This window comes from Bacteroidales bacterium, assembly GCA_031275285.1.
In the GTDB taxonomy this organism is placed as follows: domain Bacteria; phylum Bacteroidota; class Bacteroidia; order Bacteroidales; family UBA4181; genus JAIRLS01.
The window spans coordinates 1-20,425 of record JAISOY010000131.1 but is presented as its reverse complement, the minus strand read 5'-3'; the positions used below and the strand labels follow the sequence as shown (position 1 = coordinate 20,425).

Annotated in this window: 19 protein-coding genes; 13 read left to right on the top strand and 6 right to left on the bottom strand. The window is 41.5% G+C overall.

The window, feature by feature from the left end; all coding sequences use genetic code 11:
- Window positions 1-176: 176 nt before the first annotated feature.
- From LBQ60_13735 to LBQ60_13685, 11 genes are all read left to right on the top strand, one after another.
- The gene (locus LBQ60_13735; protein ID MDR2038979.1) at window positions 177-839 is read left to right on the top strand and encodes an ABC transporter permease; all 663 of its coding nucleotides are present in this window, start codon (window positions 177-179) and stop codon (window positions 837-839) included.
- 20 nt (window positions 840-859) lie between these two features.
- Complete coding sequence (locus LBQ60_13730; protein MDR2038978.1) at window positions 860-2,080, top strand: DUF4857 domain-containing protein; 1,221 nt, start codon at window positions 860-862, stop codon at window positions 2,078-2,080.
- 48 nt (window positions 2,081-2,128) lie between these two features.
- Complete coding sequence (locus tag LBQ60_13725) at window positions 2,129-2,674, top strand: hypothetical protein (GenBank protein ID MDR2038977.1); 546 nt, start codon at window positions 2,129-2,131, stop codon at window positions 2,672-2,674.
- Complete coding sequence (locus tag LBQ60_13720) at window positions 2,664-3,203, top strand: PepSY-associated TM helix domain-containing protein (protein MDR2038976.1); 540 nt, start codon at window positions 2,664-2,666, stop codon at window positions 3,201-3,203. The genes LBQ60_13725 and LBQ60_13720 overlap by 11 nt, the downstream gene beginning before the upstream one ends.
- 138 nt (window positions 3,204-3,341) lie before the next feature.
- Entirely contained in the window at window positions 3,342-3,503 is a 162-nt protein-coding gene (locus LBQ60_13715) for a hypothetical protein (GenBank protein MDR2038975.1), read from the top strand.
- Window positions 3,504-3,969: 466 nt separating this feature from the next.
- Window positions 3,970-4,626 (top strand): hypothetical protein, encoded by a 657-nt coding sequence (locus tag LBQ60_13710; protein MDR2038974.1) that lies wholly within the window; start codon window positions 3,970-3,972, stop codon window positions 4,624-4,626.
- A 327-nt stretch (window positions 4,627-4,953) separates the two neighbouring features.
- Window positions 4,954-7,122 carry a hypothetical protein gene (locus LBQ60_13705; GenBank protein MDR2038973.1) on the top strand — a complete coding sequence of 723 codons (2,169 nt, stop codon included), beginning with the start codon at window positions 4,954-4,956 and terminating at the stop codon, window positions 7,120-7,122.
- 119 nt (window positions 7,123-7,241) lie between these two features.
- Complete coding sequence (locus tag LBQ60_13700) at window positions 7,242-7,529, top strand: hypothetical protein (GenBank protein MDR2038972.1); 288 nt, start codon at window positions 7,242-7,244, stop codon at window positions 7,527-7,529.
- Between the two features lie 137 nt (window positions 7,530-7,666).
- Window positions 7,667-8,137, top strand: a complete 471-nt coding sequence (locus tag LBQ60_13695; GenBank protein MDR2038971.1) for an N-acetylmuramoyl-L-alanine amidase — start codon at window positions 7,667-7,669, stop codon at window positions 8,135-8,137.
- Between the two features lie 17 nt (window positions 8,138-8,154).
- A complete protein-coding gene (locus LBQ60_13690; protein ID MDR2038970.1) occupies window positions 8,155-8,526 on the top strand; it encodes a hypothetical protein in 372 nt (123 codons plus the stop codon).
- Window positions 8,426-8,839, top strand: a complete 414-nt coding sequence (locus tag LBQ60_13685; protein MDR2038969.1) for a hypothetical protein — start codon at window positions 8,426-8,428, stop codon at window positions 8,837-8,839. Before LBQ60_13690 ends, LBQ60_13685 begins: the two co-directional genes overlap by 101 nt.
- Window positions 8,840-9,130: 291 nt before the next feature.
- Here LBQ60_13685 and LBQ60_13680 read toward each other — a convergent pair whose 3' ends face one another.
- From LBQ60_13680 to LBQ60_13660, 5 genes are all read right to left on the bottom strand, one after another.
- Window positions 9,131-10,069 carry a calycin-like domain-containing protein gene (locus LBQ60_13680; protein MDR2038968.1) on the bottom strand — a complete coding sequence of 313 codons (939 nt, stop codon included), beginning with the start codon at window positions 10,067-10,069 and terminating at the stop codon, window positions 9,131-9,133.
- Window positions 10,070-10,187: 118 nt separating this feature from the next.
- Complete coding sequence (gene leuB, locus LBQ60_13675; protein MDR2038967.1) at window positions 10,188-11,249, bottom strand: 3-isopropylmalate dehydrogenase; 1,062 nt, start codon at window positions 11,247-11,249, stop codon at window positions 10,188-10,190.
- 216 nt (window positions 11,250-11,465) lie between these two features.
- Complete coding sequence (locus LBQ60_13670; GenBank protein MDR2038966.1) at window positions 11,466-12,668, bottom strand: tetratricopeptide repeat protein; 1,203 nt, start codon at window positions 12,666-12,668, stop codon at window positions 11,466-11,468.
- A gap of 13 nt (window positions 12,669-12,681) precedes the next feature.
- Window positions 12,682-15,312: a gliding motility-associated C-terminal domain-containing protein gene (locus LBQ60_13665; GenBank protein MDR2038965.1), complete on the bottom strand. Its 2,631-nt coding sequence runs from the start codon at window positions 15,310-15,312 to the stop codon at window positions 12,682-12,684.
- Between the two features lie 54 nt (window positions 15,313-15,366).
- The gene (locus tag LBQ60_13660) at window positions 15,367-15,780 is read right to left on the bottom strand and encodes a hypothetical protein (protein ID MDR2038964.1); all 414 of its coding nucleotides are present in this window, start codon (window positions 15,778-15,780) and stop codon (window positions 15,367-15,369) included.
- Window positions 15,781-16,106: 326 nt separating this feature from the next.
- Between LBQ60_13660 and frr the strand changes: the two genes are divergently transcribed.
- Complete coding sequence (gene frr / locus LBQ60_13655; GenBank protein MDR2038963.1) at window positions 16,107-16,670, top strand: ribosome recycling factor; 564 nt, start codon at window positions 16,107-16,109, stop codon at window positions 16,668-16,670.
- A gap of 130 nt (window positions 16,671-16,800) precedes the next feature.
- Here the strand turns inward: frr and LBQ60_13650 are convergent, their stop codons facing one another.
- Entirely contained in the window at window positions 16,801-18,609 is a 1,809-nt protein-coding gene (locus LBQ60_13650; GenBank protein MDR2038962.1) for an HAD-IIIC family phosphatase, read from the bottom strand.
- Between the two features lie 195 nt (window positions 18,610-18,804).
- Between LBQ60_13650 and LBQ60_13645 the strand changes: the two genes are divergently transcribed.
- The coding region (locus LBQ60_13645; protein MDR2038961.1) for a phosphoenolpyruvate carboxykinase (GTP) at window positions 18,805-20,425 on the top strand (1,621 nt) is incomplete at its 3' end.

Below are 20,425 nucleotides of genomic sequence, written 5' to 3'. Positions count from 1 at the left end.
CCGTTCTCATGAGCGTCAGCGAGTAATGGAGAAAGTAAAAAAGTTCATAAAGTTATAGAGTAAAAAGGTAATGTAGGATACCCAAACTTTCAAACTTTATGAACGTTCCGACTTTCATACTTTATAAACTTTCTCACTTTTCAACTTATTCAAATGAAATGTTAAAACAAAGGATTATGTATTCAATTTTTTATAAAGAATGGATCAAAACCAGGAGGCTTATTTTTTTATTACTTCCGGTTTTTGCCGCCATGATCATATATATTCTGTTGAATGTGGGTAAACAGTACCGGTTGGGGCCTGTTCCCCTTTGGGAATCTTTGATCCAGAATAATGCGATCCTGGTCGGATACTTTAAATATCTGCCTCTGGCTGCAGGTATCTTAATGGCTATTGTACAGTTTGTTCCCGAGATGCAGCATAAACGGCTGAAACTGACATTGCATCTTCCGGTGAATGAATCGAAAATATTATCCAACATGCTTGGATACGGAATCATTATACTGGCAGCCTTGTTTATCCTGTCGGAGGTCGTCCTGCTATCCGGCCTGGGTATTCGTTTTTGCCCGGAATTGGTCATGGCAAATTTTAAAGCTTCATTACCATGGTTCATTGGAGGATTGGCGTCCTATCTGCTCGCAGCATGGATATGCCTGGAGCCGGTGTGGCGTCAACGCATATTCAATGCTGTTATTGCGGCTTGTTGTATCTCTTTTTTTTACAACACTGCCCTGCCCGGAGCTTATGCTCCTTTTCTTCCATACCTGATTTGTTTTATTGTGGTTAGTTTTCTCTTTTCTTTTTATGCTGCAGCCAGATTTAAAGATGGTGAACAGTAGTCATTAAACAGCTTAAAAAAATGAAGTACAAAAAAATCGTCAGGATCGCCATTATTCTCACCGGAACACTTGTTTTCATGTGGGGAGTACCGGCTTTGGTACAATTGGCTACATCCTCACCGCAAAAGTATCCGTTTGTGTATTACAGTTCCGTTATTGAGGAATTCTGTTTCAGGGAAACGGAAGGAAAAAATGCCATTAAGCGGGATGCTTCCGGAAGATTATATAATGATGCACAATTTGATTCCATCATGCCGATGCTTTATTATCGGCAACTGTCAGTCAACGGTAAAATGCCCGACAGTATTCAGGGGCGGGCGGTGACTATGCCTGAGATACGGCAAAAAAGTTTTACCTACCGTTACAATTGTGAAGAATTGTCGACCCCGTCCATGGACTTATATATCATGTATGAATCCATGCCTAAGCGGGTAAATATAGAATCTCCGGGAGATGTATTCCGGATGAAAGATAACATCGAATTTGTAGATGTGGAAAGTAACCGGGTAAATAAGGAGAAGAGCCTATTGTTTGCTACCGAACTGGATAAGCGCAGATATACTTTTCCGGCCCAATGGCTCCAGGGGTTGATGACCAATCGTAAACCCTATGATGAGGGATATTTTTCACTGGATGCCACCGGACAATTATTTCATATCAAGATGGTGAACGACCGCCCTTTTATACGTAATACCCACGTAAGCGACAGTATGGATGTGGTATACTTCTCCATGCTACCGGTAAGCGATAAGCGTTTTTATGGATTTTTATACGACTCGGAAGGGTATATCTATATTTTGGAGTCTCCTACTTATCAACCCAGAAAGGTTGATATTCCTCCAGTCAACCTTCACGAGGACCGGATCATGATTATGGCCAATATGTTTTTCTGGACAGTTTATGTAAATACACCTGAAGGGCGGTACTATTACGCATTAGATAATGATTCACTGCAACGGGTAGACCAGACGTTTATTGCCGCACAGCCTGGATTATGGGATAAAACGGCGGCATGGCTCTTTCCGGTGTATCTGACTTTTGAAGACAGGGACAGTAAATATCTTAATCCTGAATTTCACTTTACCAGTTGGATAGCCTTTATAATGAATATTCTCGCTGCACTTTTATTCTTTATCTTTGCCCGTAAAAAAAGGAAATGTCTTTACCTGCAAAGTGGATATGTCCTGCTGACAGGAATCGCAGGATTATTGTCTGTCCTGATTATTCCCGATAACAAATAATTTAAGTTTTAATAAAAAATAAACAGAACATCTTTAAATATTATAAAAATGAAACAGATCATAATTGTATTTGCCGCATTGATGATGATATCCGTATCGTGTAACAATGCAAAACAATCGTCTGCCGGGCAGGCTGATATAAAGAGTGCAACGGAAACAGTTCAGTGGATCGATGTAGATACATTGCTTTCAGTAGCCGAATCACATATCAACAAACCTATAATTGTTCACGGATTTGTTACCCATACGTGTAAACATGCCGGGAAACGTTGCTTTATTACCGGTGAAGATCAAAAATATACCATACGTGTAGAGGCTAAAGGAGATATCGGTGGATTCAACCGTGAACTGGTGGGTTCAAAGCTTTCCATCAACGGTATTTTGAAAGAGCGCCGGCTTACACAGACAGAGATTGCTGATATGGAAAGCGGGGTGAATGAAAAAATGAAAAAAGAGGACGGGTCTGCCGAAACATGTGCCGCCGAGTTGGCAAACATTAATCAGATGAAGGATTGGATGAAAGAACACGGCAAAGATTATTATTCGATTTATTTTATAGACGGAACCAATTATGAAGTTCTCGATGAATCCTAAATTACGGAAATGGTTACGCATCATACACCGTGACCTCGGTTTCGTAATGGTGGGAATATGCCTGGTATATGCAATATCAGGCATATTGCTGAACCATATGAACGGGAAGGATCCGTCATACCATATCCGGAAAGAAACCATACATTTATCGGAAAACCTTTCCCGGGAAAAACTGGAAGAAGCGTGGAATTCGCAGCATAACTTACCTAAACTGAATAAAATACTGACCGCTGGAAACGGGCACTACAGACTGATGCTCCAGGGTGGTATGGGCTTGTATGATCCGCTGAAAGGATCCGTAGACTACGAGATAAGTAAAAAGCGGCCATTGATATACTGGATCAATCAATTGCATTATAACAGGGTGGGAGGATGGTCTCCTATGGCCGATATATTTGCAGGATCGCTGATCTTCTTTGCCATTTCCGGATTGTTCATGGTACCCGGTAAAAAAGGAATTACCGGCCGTGGAAAATACTATCTGTTGTTGGGGTTGCTGATCCCTGTGATATATATCCTGTTGTCCTGATATCAGGAATGCTGATCTGATGCAGTGTGGTGTGGCAGCGAACCTGCAATTGTTCATCTTTCTTAAAAAAAACTTTGTTTTATTCAAACCCTTTATTACTTTTGTTTCTCATTCATTTTAAAAACCGTTCGGTATTTTATGCGCTTTTTCTGTAAATATAATTCTGCGGTAAATCCTGTAAATACAGGTTTTGGCATGTCCCTTGCAGAGAGAGAGAGAGAGAGAGAGAGAGAGAGAGAGAGAGAGAGAGAGAGAGAGAGAGAGAGAGAGAGAGAGAGAGAGAGAGCACTGATCGTTTAAACATTATACAACGCGCTCGCGCGAACGATAAGAAAAAGTTTTCGAAACCAAATAGGGCCGTAACATTGTTTCGCAATGTTGCGGCTTTCTTTTTTCCTGTCTGCGTAGTGCGGATGACCGGTGCCTGTAAGCGGATTGCCGGAAAAAGGTTACCATCTCCGACACTTAATTTTCAATTATTTGCACGCCAGGGAAGGCTTGCCACGACTTATATTAAGGTTAGCACGGATCATAGCAGGCCTGACGCAAGCTACGTTAAGCTTAACCCGGGGTATGTTAAGCTTAATGCAGGCCTTGTTAAACTTTATATGAATCATATCAGGCTTTACCCGGCTCATACTATAGTTAATGTGGTTTATATCGAGCCTGACACGAACCGGGGGAAAGCATGCCGGTAATATGTTTAAATATCGACCATTAGCGATTATCCAAATTATATGTAATTAACCTTTTAAAAATTAAAAAAATGAGTACTCTGCCAAGAAAAGACGCGGACTTTAATGTATCGCAGGAAATTATTGCCGGCACTGCCGACGGACGCCGTTCGGACTGGATGCTGGACAGTGAATGGCTGGACAACCAACTGCTGCCGAAAAAAACGGAGTGGGAAAATGCATGGGAGGCTTACCGCAATCCTGCCACCCGCACCCCGCTGATCACCTCTGCTAAACGGGAAGCGCGTAAAGAATACGAAAAATTATTGCGGATATTGGTGCGGAACCTGGAACATAATACGCGCGTAACCAACGATGACCGCCGCAATATGGGGATCACTATTCCATCTGCCACCAGGACAGCCGTTCCGCCCCCTTCCAGCTATCCCGAGTTTTCGGTCGATACCTCGGTGATACGCCGCCTGTCACTTCACTTCCGTAACCAGGGAAGCGATTCCAGGGCCAAGCCCAAAGGCGTGCATGGCGTGGAGATTAAATGGGGGATCAGGGATACACCGCCACAAGCGGTAACGGATCTGCTTAATTCATCCTTCGACACGCGAACTCCCTTTACACTCGAATTTGAAGAAAACCAGCGCGGAAAAAATGTCTGGTTCTGCCTCCGCTGGGAAAATACCAAAGGGGAAAAAGGGCCATGGAGTGAAATGATAGGAGCAATTATTCCGTAATCAATTGAGAATGGATGTTATAGCTGGTCTCATGAGCGTCAGCGAGTAATGGAGAAAAGCAAAAAAGTTAGAAAGTTCATAAGGTTAAAAGGCAAAAAAATCATAAAGTTATAAAGTAAAAAAGTAATGTAGGGTATGTGGTATCCAAACTTTCAGATTTTATAAACATTCCGACTTTTAACTTCTTCAAGCGAGAGCGACGATTAAATAATTAAGAATGAATTTTAATCTTAAAATATCATGAAATGTCCATAAACATTGCGATATACCCACCTTCATGAACAAAATTGGACATTGCATCTAACCATTAAAAATAATTTTATACAGATGAAAACAAAGCAATTAATATTAAACAACAACCGCTTTATTTTTGCGGTTTTACTGTCGGTTTGTACCCTTTCTTTTAGCGGGTGTGGTGACGATAAAGACGACCCAGAACCGGATCCGCAACCCGGCGATACCAGCGAGGACATTACCGCAAAAATTACTGATGCCGTATTCAGGGCATACTGCCTGGCCAATTTCGATACCGGCGGCGATGGTAAACTCAGCGCCAATGAAGCTGCCGCAGTGAAAGAGATCAATGTGGGGGCGGCAGTTGCAGGAAAATCCGCAAAAACGGCAAAAGCAACCTCCGATGGCGAAATCGCCTCGCTGACAGGGCTCGAATACTTTACGACGCTGGAAAAACTCAATGCCGCCAACAACGCTTTTACCGCTATCGATGTGAGCAAAAATACCAGACTGACAGCGCTGGATGTAAGCAACAACCACTTGACTGCCATTGACGTAAGCAAGAACACTGCATTAGCAGAGTTGAACATCAGTGGAAACCTGTTCGTAACCATTGACCTGAGTGAAAATACCGCATTGGTAAAATTATATGTGAATGACAACCAATTGACGGAGCTGAATATCGAAGCCAACACAAGTCTGGCGGTGCTGGTGGCTACGGGCAATACGGATCTTGTTGTAATCAACGTCTGGCCGGGTTTTGATAAAACCGCTCCTCCTGCAGGGTTCGAACCGGGAACCGGGGAATACCTTTACCCGGGAGAAGGGCCGGACGACATAGATATCACCGCTAAAATCACAGACCCGAATTTCCTTGTCTATTGCCTGGCAAATTTTGATACCAACAATGACGGTAAACTTATCATTGGAGAGGTTTCGCAGGTAAAGAGCATTGAGGTACACAATAGAGGAATTTCATCACTTGCAGGGTTGGTATATTTTTCCTCTCTGGAATCCTTGAATTGTGTCGGTAATTCCCTGATTACTCTCAATGTAAGCAAGAATACGGCTTTAACAAAGTTAGTTTGTGCTGACAATTCTTTGTCCACTCTCGATGTAAGCAAAAATAGAGCTTTAACAGAGTTGATTTGTTTTGAGAATAATTCCTTATCTACTCTTAATGTAAGTGAATGTGCTGGTTTAGAAACGTTATGGTGTCAGATTAATTCTTTGTCCACACTTGATGTAAGTGGGTGTACAGATTTAAGAGACTTGCGTTGTTACGGTAATTCCCTGACCATTCTTGATGTAAGCAACAATACGGTTTTAACAAGTTTGAGTTGTGGCGACAATTTCCTGTCCATTCTTGATGTAAGTAATAATACGGCTTTAACAAGTTTGACTTGTAGTGGCAATACTTTGACAACTCTTGATATAAGCAAAAATACAGCTTTAACATTTTTGAGTTGTAGTGACAACACCTTGACTACACTTAATGTAAACGGATGTACGGCCTTAACAAGATTGGAATGTAATAACAACACCCTGACTAGTCTTGATGTAAGCGGATGTACGTCCTTAACATATTTGAGATTTTTAGACAATCCCTTGACCACACTTGATGCAAGCGGATGTATCGCTTTAACAAGCTTGGATGGTATTGGTAGTTCCCTGACGACTCTCAATGTGAGCGGATGTACAGCTTTAAGAGGATTGAATTGTTTTAATAATTCCCTAACCACACTTGATGCAAGAGGATGTACTACTTTATTCAGCTTATGGTGTAATAACAATACCCTAACCACACTCGATGTAAGCGGATGTACTGCTTTAAGGGAGTTACATTGTTATAATAATTCCCTGACTTCTCTTGATGTAAGCGAATGTAGCGCTTTGGAAATGTTATTGTGCGATAATAATTCCCTGTCCACTCTTGATGTGAACAATAATACAGCTTTAACAACATTGGAATGTAATAATAATACTCTGTCCACTCTCAATGTAAGCAGATGTGCTGCTTTAACAACGTTATTCTGCTCTAATAATCCTTTGTCTTCTCTTGATGTAAGCGGATGTGTTGCTTTAACTGACTTACGGTGTTTTAATAATTCCCTGTCCAGTATTAATATAAGCAACAATAAGAGTTTACGTATTTTTGATTGTACCGGAAATCCTGTTACCACCGTTTGGGTTTGGCCTGGTTTTGTTGCTCCATCAGATTTCAGAAAACCCGCAAGCACTGCTTATGTGCTTTACCAATAATCAATTAAAAATTGAGAATGGAGAATGGAAAATGAATTCGGAATTTTAAATCTTAAACTTTGAATTCTTTCACCTCATACCTTACCGGCAGCCTCACCCTGCCGCACTTCGCGGCGGGGATGCTGTTTGTAGGCATAGGCGTTATGCTTACCCTGCTGTTGGATATCAGCCAAAGGGATAAGGAAAGCCCGCGCACGCCGCGCCGTTGGTCATGGCCTTTCTTTTGGCGTGACAATATGTTGCGCTTTATCCTTAACCTGTTGGTGGCTGTGGCGCTCATCCGTTTTTGGCCCGACATCAAAGGCGAAGAGATCAGTATGTTTTATTGCTTTTGCACCGGCCTGTGTTTCGATAGCTTGTATATAGCGGTAAGAGCAGTGAGGAAACGATGGAAAATGGATAATTAATAATTGAGAATGGAAAACTAATGCCTTATATTGTTGATAACTTAAACCGTTACAAGCCAGGCGAAACCAATTGACGCTCAATGTATGCAAATCTTGAACTTTGAATCTTGAATTTTAAACCATTATTATCGAAAACCGTGAATCAGAAATCAACAGTCGTATATCTGGTGATCCACTGTACGGCTACACCCGAAGGCAGGGAAGTGACGGGCGAAGATATCCGCCGCTGGCACACCATGCCGGTTAGCCGGGGCGGCCGCGGATGGAAACAGGTGGGTTATACCGATCTGATCCATCTGGACGGAACAATAGAACGGCTCGTACCCAACAACGAAGATGAATGGATCGACCCCTGGGAGATCACCAACGGGGTGAAAGGAATTAACAGCATATCGCGGCACATTGTATATGCCGGCGGTCTGGACAGGAACGGTAAACCGAAAGACACGCGCACCGCAGCCCAACAGGAAGCCATGCGCCGCTACGTACTGGATTTCATGCAGTGTTTTCCCGGCGTGGAGGTCAAAGGGCACAACGACTTTGCCAATAAAGATTGTCCCTGCTTTGATGTCTCCGGATGGTTGGAGCAATTGAACATTGAAAAATGAATCCAGAACTTTGAACCGTGAATAAAATAGCATCGAAAATCTCCTGGATACTTCTCCTTATTCTGGCCGGTGCAGCTGTTTACCTGCTTTTGAAACGGAACAGGGCCGAAAACGATTTCGCTGACCGGATAAAAGGTTATGAACAACAGATCGGCCGCCTGGGCAACGAGCGGGATTCATTATACCGGGCGTTATCGCTCCGCGAACAGCAGTACCGGGAAATCCTCGATTCGCTGGATATCATGATCATTCAAATACAAACTACACAAAGACAAAACCGTATACAATATGAAAACCGCCGCGACAGTATTATTCTTCTGCCTGATGATGAGCGCTACCGTTATGTCACAGGCTATATCGAAAGATACGGTAGCCGTGCTGAACGCTGAACAGTTCCGCACTACCGCGCTGATCTTCGCCGAGCATGAATTCCTGCAAAAGGAGAACGGCCTGCTGAAAGAACGGGTAAGCGCTTTGCAGCAATCCCTTACGGAAAGCGAACGGATGATTGCGGATTACCGTATAGCCATCGCTGGGCTGGAAGCCAATAAAACGGAAGCTGATCGGATACGGCAATCTATCACCGACAGCTACAAAAAGCAACTTCGGCAACAGCGGATGAAAACCCGTCGCCGGACAATATTCTGCACCGCAGGAGGAATAGCGGCAGGACTGATTATCGGGATAACGGTTAAGAATTAAGAATTGAGAATTGAGAATTGAGAATTGAGAATGGAAAAAGTAATGTAGGATATCCAAACTTTCATATTTTATAAACTTTTTGACTTTATGAACGTTCCGACTTTTTAGCTTCCTTTTATTAAGAACCGGTAAGGGCGAAGTACCAGGCAAAAAAGGAATTACCGGCCGTGGAAAATACTATTTATTGTTGGAGCTGCTGATTCCTGTAGTATATGCTCTGTTGTCCTGATATCCGGAATGTTGTAAGAATAAATTATTGCAGACGCAAGGGTAAAATCATAAAAAACCGTTTCAAACTGACTTGAAACGGTTTTTTATGAAAATATGACTGATCAAGTATTTCTTTCCTTTAAAAACAACATTCAGGAAAACAGATTGATCCATGAAATTTACTAATCCGATATTGATCTGTGCCTCATTGCTTTTGTTGAATTCGCCTTTCACGGTGATAGGTACATCCAGGGTAGTACCGGGCATTGGGATTTCCATTCCGAGTAAGCCTTCCACTGCTTCTTTCGGTAATGTAACCGTTGTGCCTGCATTTATCGTGTATTTATCATTTGCATATAATACTTCTGATTCGCATTTGGTAATGTTGATAGGTAATTCCATAACGGTTTGGTTCATCTTCAGATTTACCTTGGTGTCGGAAATTTCCTCTACTGCAATTTTAACATTCTGCGCAACAGTTTGTTCTTCTATTTCCAGGATCCCTGTATATGTTCCCGCTATCTCCTCGGCGTAACTATCAACGCCATTGAATAAAACACCGGTAAATGCCACATTTACAGGAGAACCGGAAATTGTTAATCCAATTAAAATTTCGACATTATTATTTTTATCGAAGGTACCTGAAACGCTAACAGGAATTTCAACTCCGGGCATGGCTTCCAAAGTCACAGTAGTAGACCCTGTAGTATAGTATTTTTCATCTTTAGAACTAACTGTGGAAACACAAACTATTTCAGGTATATTAACGGAAACTTCAGCGGATATGGGTAAAGTTGTCGGATCCATCCTGAGAATGACTTTATTAACATTGTCATGTTCGACTTTTATTTTAACCTTCGATGGAAGAGTATTACCATTCAATTTTAATGTTCCCTTATATGTCCCTTCAATTATTTGGGCATAGTCGGTATCATCATCGTCATCATCCTTACAGGATGAAACTCCAATGATCAAACCGGGAACCAATAACAGGCAAAACATAATTCTTCTTACATTCATTATTTTTATTTTTAATTTATAAAATTTTACTTTCATACTCACTATACTATCAGTGCAAAAGTATCATTTTTTAGATAATTAATACGGTTTTAGGTGTTTTTTACTTAATATATACGACTTACATCAATTGCCGGGCGATCCAGTCGCCAACTTCAGAGGTACCATATGATTTACCTGTCGCAATATCAGATGTCACGATGCCCTCTTCGATTGATTTTTCACATGCCTGACGGATGAGTTGTCCTGCTTCGGGCATTTCTAAGGCGTATTCGAACATCAGTGCAGCAGAAAGAATGGTTCCCAAAGGGTTGGCAATGTTTTTACCTGCGGCTTGCGGGTAGGATCCGTGGATAGGTTCGAACACCGAAGTGTGAATACCTATGGAAGCGGAAGGCAGTAAACCCAATGATCCGGTGATCACACTAGCTTCATCTGTTAAAATATCGCCAAACATATTTTCAGTCACGACCACATCGAATTTTTTCGGCCAGGTGACCAGTTGCATGGCGGCATTGTCCACAAACATGAACTCCAGTTCCACATCCTTATATTCGGAGTGTAGTTGCTGGATCGTTTCCCTCCAGAGACGTGATGTTGCCAGAATATTTGCCTTATCTACCGCAGTTAGTTTTTTCCCGCGTTTACGGGCATACTCAAAAGCGAGCCTGCCGATCCGTTCTACCTCGTATTGGTTATAGGTACAGGTATCGAATGCTGTCAACCCGTTTTCACTCCTTCCACGTGGTTCTCCGAAATAAATCCCTCCGGTTAACTCGCGGAGTACCATAAAATCAACCCCTTCAATTAATTCTGTTTTTAACGGTGATTTATGAACCAAAGATTTAAAGGCCGTGATAGGCCGTATATTGGCAAACAATCCCAGCTTCTTACGCATGGCCAATAATCCCTGTTCCGGACGGACTTTTGCTTTGGGGTCATTGTCATATTTGGGATCTCCGATGGCTCCGAAAAGCACGGCATCCGATTGCATACAGATATCATGTGTTTCGTCCGGATACGGATTTCCTGTTTTTTCTATTGCAATAGCGCCTACCAGGGCAGGAGTATATTCAAATTGAATGTTGTATTTTTTTTCAATGGCTTTAACTACTTTTAATGCTTGTTCAATCACTTCGGGACCAATACCGTCACCGGCTAAAACTGCTATTTTTTTATTCATGGCATATATTAATTCTTAATTCTTTTTGTTTATAAAGTTGGAGAGTCGGAACGTTCATAAAGTCGGAACGTTCATAAAGTTTGAAAGTTTGGGTATCCTACATTACCTTATTTACTTTATAACTTTATGAACTTTTTTACTTTCTCCATTACTCGCTGACGCTCATGAAACCTGCTATATTCTCCATTTTCAATTCTCCATTCTCCATTTTTCATTTTATTGAGTGCAATACTTATATATGTAATTTGAAGCTTCCTTACTTCCGAGGTTAAGCGCTTTCCGCCAGTAATAGCAGGCATTTTCCATATCTCCCATTTGCTGGTGGACTATCCCTTTCTGCAACCAGGCTTCCGGTTTCCTGGGATCAAGATCCAATACCTGTGCCAGATCATCGTCGGCCATGCCGAATTTTTGGGCTTTGCTGTAGGCAGAAGCTCGTGCCAGAAAATAATCGACTTTAGAACGGTCCTGGTCAATCAATAAGGTAAAATATTCAATACCGGACAAGGTGTTTCCGGCTTCTAATTCGTTGACACCCATTTGATAAAGTGCTTTGGTGTCGGCTGGCAGATAAGCAAAGAAGAAATTGATATCTTCCCGTGCTTCGTCATATCGTTTTAACATCCTGAAGGTACTTGCTCTTTGAAGATAGAGCTCAAGGCTGTAGGGATCTATCCGGATGGCTTTATCCAGATAATCCAGGGCCATATCGTATTTATTTACCTTTATAGCCACTTCTGCAGCATCGGAGAAATATTCGGATTGATTTCCCCGGAGTTGTAATGCTGCCTGGTAACTTTCAAAAGCCGGTACATACTCTTCCATTGCCGCATATGCTTTTGCCCGTTGTATCAATAACCTTGCAGACGGAGTGCGTCGTACAGTCTCGCCATCAATAATATTCAGGGCTTCCGTATATTTTTTCCGTTTGATCATTAAGTCTGCTTCAGCGGATTTCTCTTCAGCAGCATTGTACCAGCTTTTATCCCATAAGGTTCTCCATTCCTTGCTACGTTCTATTTTTTCAAATGAAGGATCGAGATGCAGGTCGCTTTCAGGTAATTTATTCCTTTGTCCCAGGTATTTTTCCAGCCATTCAACCGCTTTTGCCGGTTGCATCATCATGGCATATGCTTTCGCAATATACAATTGTGTTTCCGGAGTACTACGGGTACTTTCCGATGTTTCAAAGGAACGAACCGCTTCATCATAATTCTGCAACTGATAGTAACTCTCTCCTAAAGAAAAATACATAGCGGGGGAACGTTCACTTTCCGGAACAGATAATATTTCTTCTGTTGCTTTTTGGTATGTTTTCTGGTACATGGCAGCCCTTGCACGAAGATAAGCTTCATTGAGCTTTTGCGCTTCGGCGTTTAGTCCGCAGACCATTAACAATATGGCAATCCAATATTTCAAGCCTGTTTTTGTATTATTGTTCAAATGCTTTTGCGTCTTTACCAGTGTATACATGAATAAATCCGGAAAGTGTGTTTATCTTGGATCCGGTTAAACGGTCTTCATAGACATCACAGGTATAATAATATACCCCTGTAGGAACAAAACGTTTGCTGTCTTTGTCTCTTCCGTCCCAATTGATATTCGGATCGTTGGTTTTAAAGACCAGCTTTCCCCAGCGGTTAAATACTTTCATTTCCACCTGTTTTATCCCGGAAGGATTGAACGCTTTAAATACGTCGTTGATATTGTCTCCGTCAGGAGTAAAAACATTCGGTAGATCGTATTTTCCACACTCATCCAGGCATATGATGTTACTTGCTTCGGATTCGTTCCCGGTACTGTCCACGGCAGTAATATAATAACACCCCACCAGGACATTCGTATGAGAATAGTTGGCCTGGTCGCGGTTCATGACCGAATCGATTTTTTCATATGCCCTGATCCGGTCGGGTGTATAGAAAATACGGTATTTTTCCACATCATACATACAACTGGGATCGTATATCCATTCAAGCAGGTTACGGTTTTCTTCACAGAGGCTTTTCCCATCAAGTACAGGTGTACAGGGCGGAACATTGTCATAAGGAATGATACAGGCCACATGCGACATATTTTCGTTTTCATAGGTGATCCCGTTGATTTTCCGGTACCCTCTGCTACGAATGCGGTAACAATATTCCTGTCCATTCTTCAATCCGGTATCCGTATAGGTCTCTTTTGCCGTAAACCCGACAGAATCGACAGGCATACAGATATCCGTTCCGGTTTTGATGCATCGGTATACGGTATATTCTGTATTTACCCAGGGAGTATAACGTTCGAAGCTAATGTTTACAGACCGGTCCGAAGGTTCAAGTCCGGGATATAAGGTAGATGCTATTTCGAAATCTTCTTCCAGTAAACTCTCTCCTCCGTTTTCCCTGTCCCATAGCTCTACTTTATAATAATGCCGGTATTTATTTTTCGTATCCACCAGGGTATGGGTGAAAGTGGTGTCTTTCAGATCCGTATCTGGAACAACGGTACGGTACAGTTCCGACCAGCTGCCGTTCATATCCTCACTGTAGAAGAGGCGGTATTCAAAAGGTCCTGGTTTTCCTGCAATGATATCATCCAGTGGTTTTCTTAACCATGCGACATCTATCGTTCCCAGGGGGTCTATCGAAACGACATCAGCCAGTATCATCGGCGGTGTACCGGCGAGTAATACGGCACAGGCTTCATCAGAAGGGAAACTTTTGGCGCCGTCCGAAAAATAGGCGACAACACGGTAACAGTAATCTATTCCGGGACTAAGTCCTTTTCCGTCGTTATTGTCTTCAAATGAAGTCTGTTGGATACCATCGATGGTCGCTATTTTCTCATAACCTGATTCGGCGGGTATACCTCCGGAACAGGAATCAGGATTAACTGCATTGGGGCCGACGCTACGATATATCTCATAACCTGCCGCGTGGTTGCTTAAGGTAGGTGACCAATTCAACCGGATAGTCTTCTTTTCTGCTACAGCTGTCAGGTTTTCTATTTTGGGAGCCAGTACGGTAATATTAAAATTGGCAAAATTTACCAGCTTAACTTCCTGATTCTGATCTTCAGCCTTGACAGATATACTATAGGGTTGTTTCCGGACATGGCTGTGATCTGTTTGCCATGTAAACCGGGCGTTGGCGAATCCGTTGCCGCTACCGATAGTATTGAACTCCGCCTTATTGGAGGAAAGTTCAAAAGGCCCTCCGGTAGCGCTCAACACGATCAGATCATTATCGGGATCCGTAGACCTGATGACAAAATCTAATTTTGTACCGGCTTCCACACACCGGGAAGAGATGGGCTCAATAACAGGAGGGCGGTTTTTTGAGTCGACCACCTCAATCTGCATATCGCGGGCAATACTTCCGATCTTAACTCCCTTGCGCCATTCATCAATTTTCATGGCGATATTGTATATCCCTTTTTTCATGGGAGCGGCCCAGATCAGATCACCGGTAATAGGGTTGACGACCAGGGAGTCTGATGCTTCGGGCAGGGAATAGTCCTCGATTTCGATACCACGGTCCCGGGTACAGGTGGTGAGTTCATAAGATAAACTATCCCCGTCAATGTCAAATGCAGATGGGTTATGGATAAATACCTGCCCCAAAGCAGCCTTGTCGATAGGATAGGTGAGAAGTTCCGGCGCATTGTTGGCACCCAGGTTCGGATCGATCCGGAATATGGTTTTTACCGAAAATACGACACTTACGGAGTTGGGGATATTTTCTACGCCGAGGTTACGGTTGGGATCTTCCACAACTACTGAATATACGCCTGATCCCGGAAAAGTATGGCGGATCACGTATACATTTTTCTTATAATTATCCGGAAGCATTTCTATTTTACTGGCATCCCGGTACATGGTGGATACAGTGTTGTCTCCCCAACTGATATCTAATTCCGACCGGTCTGCCGCACTTAACGTATAGGTAAATGTAGTGACTGTAAATTCATAAGTATGCCCGGAAATATGCTTGTAAACAATTTGCCCCGCACGATTATGGGTAGCCCATCCTGTTCCTGCAGTACAGAACAATAATAAAAGAAGTATATGGATCGCCTTATTCATTACCTGTTTTTTTGACCTTTTAATCTTTATATAGAAATATAAGGTTCAAAAACGCTATAAAGATAATTCAATTTTATGTTTCTTCCGGTCTAATTTATATCCTTTTTCTTGCTTGCCGGTACTAATGATCACTAAATTGGTTTGCGTATAAAAGAAATCAGTCAACACCCGGTTGTTAATTTCCATAAAATTAATTTTTTGCGATGCCTTTCCTTTCATATATATCCATAAAGCATCCTCATGAATCACCATGCTGTCTTTTGCCAGCATCACTTTTTCGTTGTGGTTTATTTTCACAGTAAACCGCTCGTCAAGATATTCGCCGATCAATTGCCGGCAATCTTTATGTTCCTGGGGTGTTCCTATCCATCCGTCGATACCGTATTTATTATGTAATACGGTTTCCATATCGTCCGTGAATATTTTTAACGAAAGGGTAACGCTTTTTTCCGGTATATCAATATCCATATTGGTGACGGATACATATACCGGATGGGTGAAAACATGACAAAAATTAATCCAACATGCAAGAAAAAGGAACATCACATCAAATGATCAGGAACCAGTGAATGAGGGTATCATCCAATTACACCGGTTCGTTTTTTTGGTAGCAAAGATAGATTGATAATATTTTTTTTGCAAAATAGGTGTCTTATTTGTTAATTTGCTATGCATTTAAGCACTCAGTGCTATTTATTATTATCTTAAGTCACATTGATCAAATTGATTACGTTTAGCAAATATGACATTAATTGTTTTATCTTACTTAATATAAAAACATAAACCCATCAGTTATGAATGAAGAAGTTCAATTGTATTTAGATGATGCTACTGAAAAAATGGAAAAAGCGCTGAAGCATTTGTCAGCCGAATTACTGAAACTTCGTGCGGGAAAAGCTAATCCGTCAATGCTTGATGGTATTCTGGTCGACTATTATGGTACACCGACGCCGTTGCAGCAGGTGGCCAATATCAATACACCCGATGCACGTACCATTGTTATTCAGCCGTGGGAAAAAAAAATTATTGACGCTGTTGAAAAAGCTATATTCGCTGCAAACATCGGAATGACACCCTCAAATAACGGGGAGGTGGTCCGCCTAAATATCCCGCCTTTGACCGAGGAACGCCGTAAAGGTCTTGTAAAACAAGTCAAAGCAGAAGGGGAAAATGCAAAGATCAGCATACGTAATGCACGTCGTGATGTAATTGAAGAGTTCAAAAAAATGGTAAAGAACGGACTTCCTGAGGATATGGAAAAGGATGCGGAAGGACTTGCCCAGAAAATGACGGATAAGTATTACAAAAAGGTGGAAGAAATATTGGCCCAGAAAGAAAGTGAAATTATGACTGTATAATTTTAATTATATAGAGCAGTCAGTCGATATTCGTTTTACCCGTCATTTTACGAATAATAAATCGTAAAATGACGGGTTTTTTATCATCTTATTGCTGGCTTTTTCCAGACCTTGCCGGCATATTAATTTTTTAATGGCGCATAATGATACGTTTTGCTTTCTCAATATTTGTTGAGATATATTTGTGAAAAACTGTTTTTACATGATTGACTATGCTGTAATTTAAATTCAGGTCCAGCTGCTTTTCTAAAATAGTCATTAGCTCCGATGCCAGGTCTTTATAGATCAATCTTTGATAGTGACGTATGTTGTTTGTCACGTCTTCCCTGTTTTTAACATATTTCCGGACATCCAATAAAAAACAGTTACTGTTTCCTTTTATAAAAGATTCCAGGCTTTTATTCATGTCGCGATGCCTTTGGGTGCTGCCTTTCTCTGCGGAAAAACCATCGTCGACTTCACTTCCGTTGATGAAAATGATCGGGATATGGGCACTTATTGATTGACGTATCTTTGTAAGGTTTTCAGTGAAATGACTTTCGCTGATCTGTCCGACATATTCGTATTCCTGAGAAAATTGATGTAAAAAATCAATTGAAATGGCTTCTTTTTTCTTTTCTTTAAAAAATCTGGCAATGTCCTGATGGATAGAAGGATCGGTCAGGTTATAGGAATAACCTCCGAAAGGAATAAGGAATCCTTTTTCTTTATGCCGGTATAAATCCTGGGTATAATCCATCAAAATGCTAAATACAAGAATATTATAGTTGTTGTCGAATAGTTGAGTCTGATGGGATTTAGAATCAAAAAACGGGAGGGAGGATTCAATGTATTTTATATCAGCCCGATCAAGTAGTTGTGAATTCAGGATCATTTGTGAATGATCATTGTGTATGGGAAGATTGTTTTTTCCGACATAATTGGTCTCCTGGATAATGTCCAGATGATAACTCCCGATGTAATGGAAAAGTTGTGATAAATCGCAACCACCTTTGAACAGGATTGAAATTCCGGGTTTGTTTTTCTGTTTCCTGGCAATTTTCTGGTGTTTCTCTTCTTTGATCCAATAAGGCTTTTTATCTGTCAGTGCGGTTGATACATCGTTAATAACTTTGATGTCGGGGAAATTTAACTTTGCATATACATATTGTTCAATTCCCATATTTAAAATACGGCAGGAAAAAATGAAATGAACCAGTTGGTGGGTGGTGCGGTCCAGACAGTAATATCCTACAATACCGTAATCGCCATATCTGTCAGTCACTGAAACGGCTTTTTGTTCATAACCGGTATTTTTTAGCAATTCGTCTGTTTCTTCCCGATTTAGTCTTATTTTGGTGTAATTTAACTGATTGGTTCGTTCAATGAGCTCGTATATCCGGTCATTGATGTCCGGCAAATTTTCTATGAAAGATATTTGTATTTCCGATTGTTCCAGAAAAGAAATATTGTCAAAGAAATGACCCATTTCATTTTCCTTCCGTTCCAATAATTTATATTGCTTGAGGCGCGTATGTTCTATATCCGGATTACCTGCCAATGCAGGATTTTGCATCATCTCTTTTATGTAATCGGGAAAAAATGCATGAATGCCGTCGTTATAAAATTTTACCTCCTCAATATTCAACCGGTTATCATCCAGGAAAAGAACATTTACCGGCCTTAACTGGCATTTATGGATGATCTGTTTCACTGCTTCGCCCTTAGGCGTCCAGTCAATTACAGGAAAAATAAAATAATCCCAGATGTTCAGTTCGGTTAGTATCTCTTTTACCTGTTCATGATTGTTTTTTGATACGATGCTATTAATGATCCCTCTGTTAGTGAGTTCTTTTACAATTTTTACATGATCATCCACTATTTTTATGGTACCTTCACTAAGCGTTCCTTGCCAGAAAGTTTCATCCAAATCCCATATGACAAGTTTGATTTTATCCATTTTCCTCACAATATGATTTTGCATGCAAATTTATGAATAATCTGCGAAGGCAAATGAAAATAATCATTTCTGTGGAAAAAGTTTTTTATAGAATTAGTGAAAAAAAACTTTATTTTAAGTAATTTCGCAAGATTTTTGCTTACCCGTAAATAGAGTTTGTGATTATTCATTCATTCAATTAATTATATAATAAGTATGACAAACAATCAAAAGTTAAAACAATGGGTTCAGGAATGGGCCGAATGGTGTCAGGCGGATAACGTATACTGGTGCGATGGTTCTGAAGAAGAAAACAACCGGCTTCTGGCAGAGATGGTCAACAGCGGGATGGCTGTTAAGCTGGATGAGAAAAAACGTCCGAACTCTTATTATTTTCAATCGGACCCCAGTGATGTGGCTCGTGTTGAAGACCGTACTTTTATCTGTTCGAAGACTAAAGAGGAAGCCGGACCTACCAATAACTGGTATGATCCTGCGGAAATGAAGAAAATCATGCGCGACCTGTACAAAGGATGTATGAAAGGCCGTACGATGTATGTCATCCCGTTCAGCATGGGACCTCTTGGCTCTAACATCGCCCATATCGGTGTTGAAATCACAGACTCTCCTTATGTAGTGGTCAATATGCGTATCATGACCCGTATGGGGAAAAAAGTACTGGATGTATTAGGTGACGGTGATTTTGTTCCTTGCGTTCATTCTGTAGGAGCTCCCCTTGAGCCTGGCCAGAAAGATGCTAAATGGCCTTGCGCACCTATCGAAAAGAAATATATTACCCACTTCCCTGAAACACATGAGATATGGTCGTATGGTTCAGGTTATGGAGGAAATGCCTTATTGGGTAAAAAATGTTTTGCTTTGCGTATTGCTTCTGCAATGGCGAAAGAGCAGGGCTGGCTGGCCGAACATATGTTGATTCTCGGATTGACCAATCCTAAAGGTGAAAAGAAATATATTACCGCCGCTTTCCCAAGTGCATGCGGAAAAACCAATCTGGCCATGCTGATCCCTACTATTCCGGGTTGGAAAGTAGAATGTGTGGGTGATGACATTGCATGGATGAAATTCGGTAAAGACGGTAAATTATATGCCATTAATCCCGAATATGGTTTCTTTGGTGTAGCTCCTTTTACATCCATGGAAACGAATCCCAATGCTATGTTGAGTTGCCGTGCCAACACGATCTTCACCAATGTAGGTTTGACTCCTGACGGTGATGTATGGTGGGAAGGAATCGGAACAGATTGTCCTGAAGGCACTATCAACTGGAAAAATAAAGTACACGATCCAAAATCGGGAGAACCCTGTGCACATCCTAATGCACGTTTTACGGCTCCTGCTTACCAATGTCCTGTTATTGACGAAAAATGGGAGGATCCTGCCGGAGTACCGATCTCTGCATTTTTGTTCGGAGGACGCCGTCCAACCACCGTGCCTTTGGTACACGAAGCCATGAGCTGGAACCATGGTGTTTTCATGGGCTCTATCGTTTCTTCGGAAACCACTGCAGCTGCTCTCGGACAGGCCGGTATTGTACGTCGTGATCCTTTTGCGATGTTGCCTTTCTGCGGATACAATATGGGTGACTATTTCGGACATTGGGTGACCATTGGTAAAAATGCACCGAATCCGTCGGCTTTACCTAAAATTTTCTATGTGAACTGGTTCCGTAAAGATGAAAACGGTAAGTTCCTGTGGCCAGGTTATGGTGAAAACAGCCGTGTCCTGGCTTATATCTTTGATCGTTGCAACAATGAAGGTGAAACTGTGGATACAGCCATTGGTAAAGTTCCCACTGTTGATGCCATCAATATCG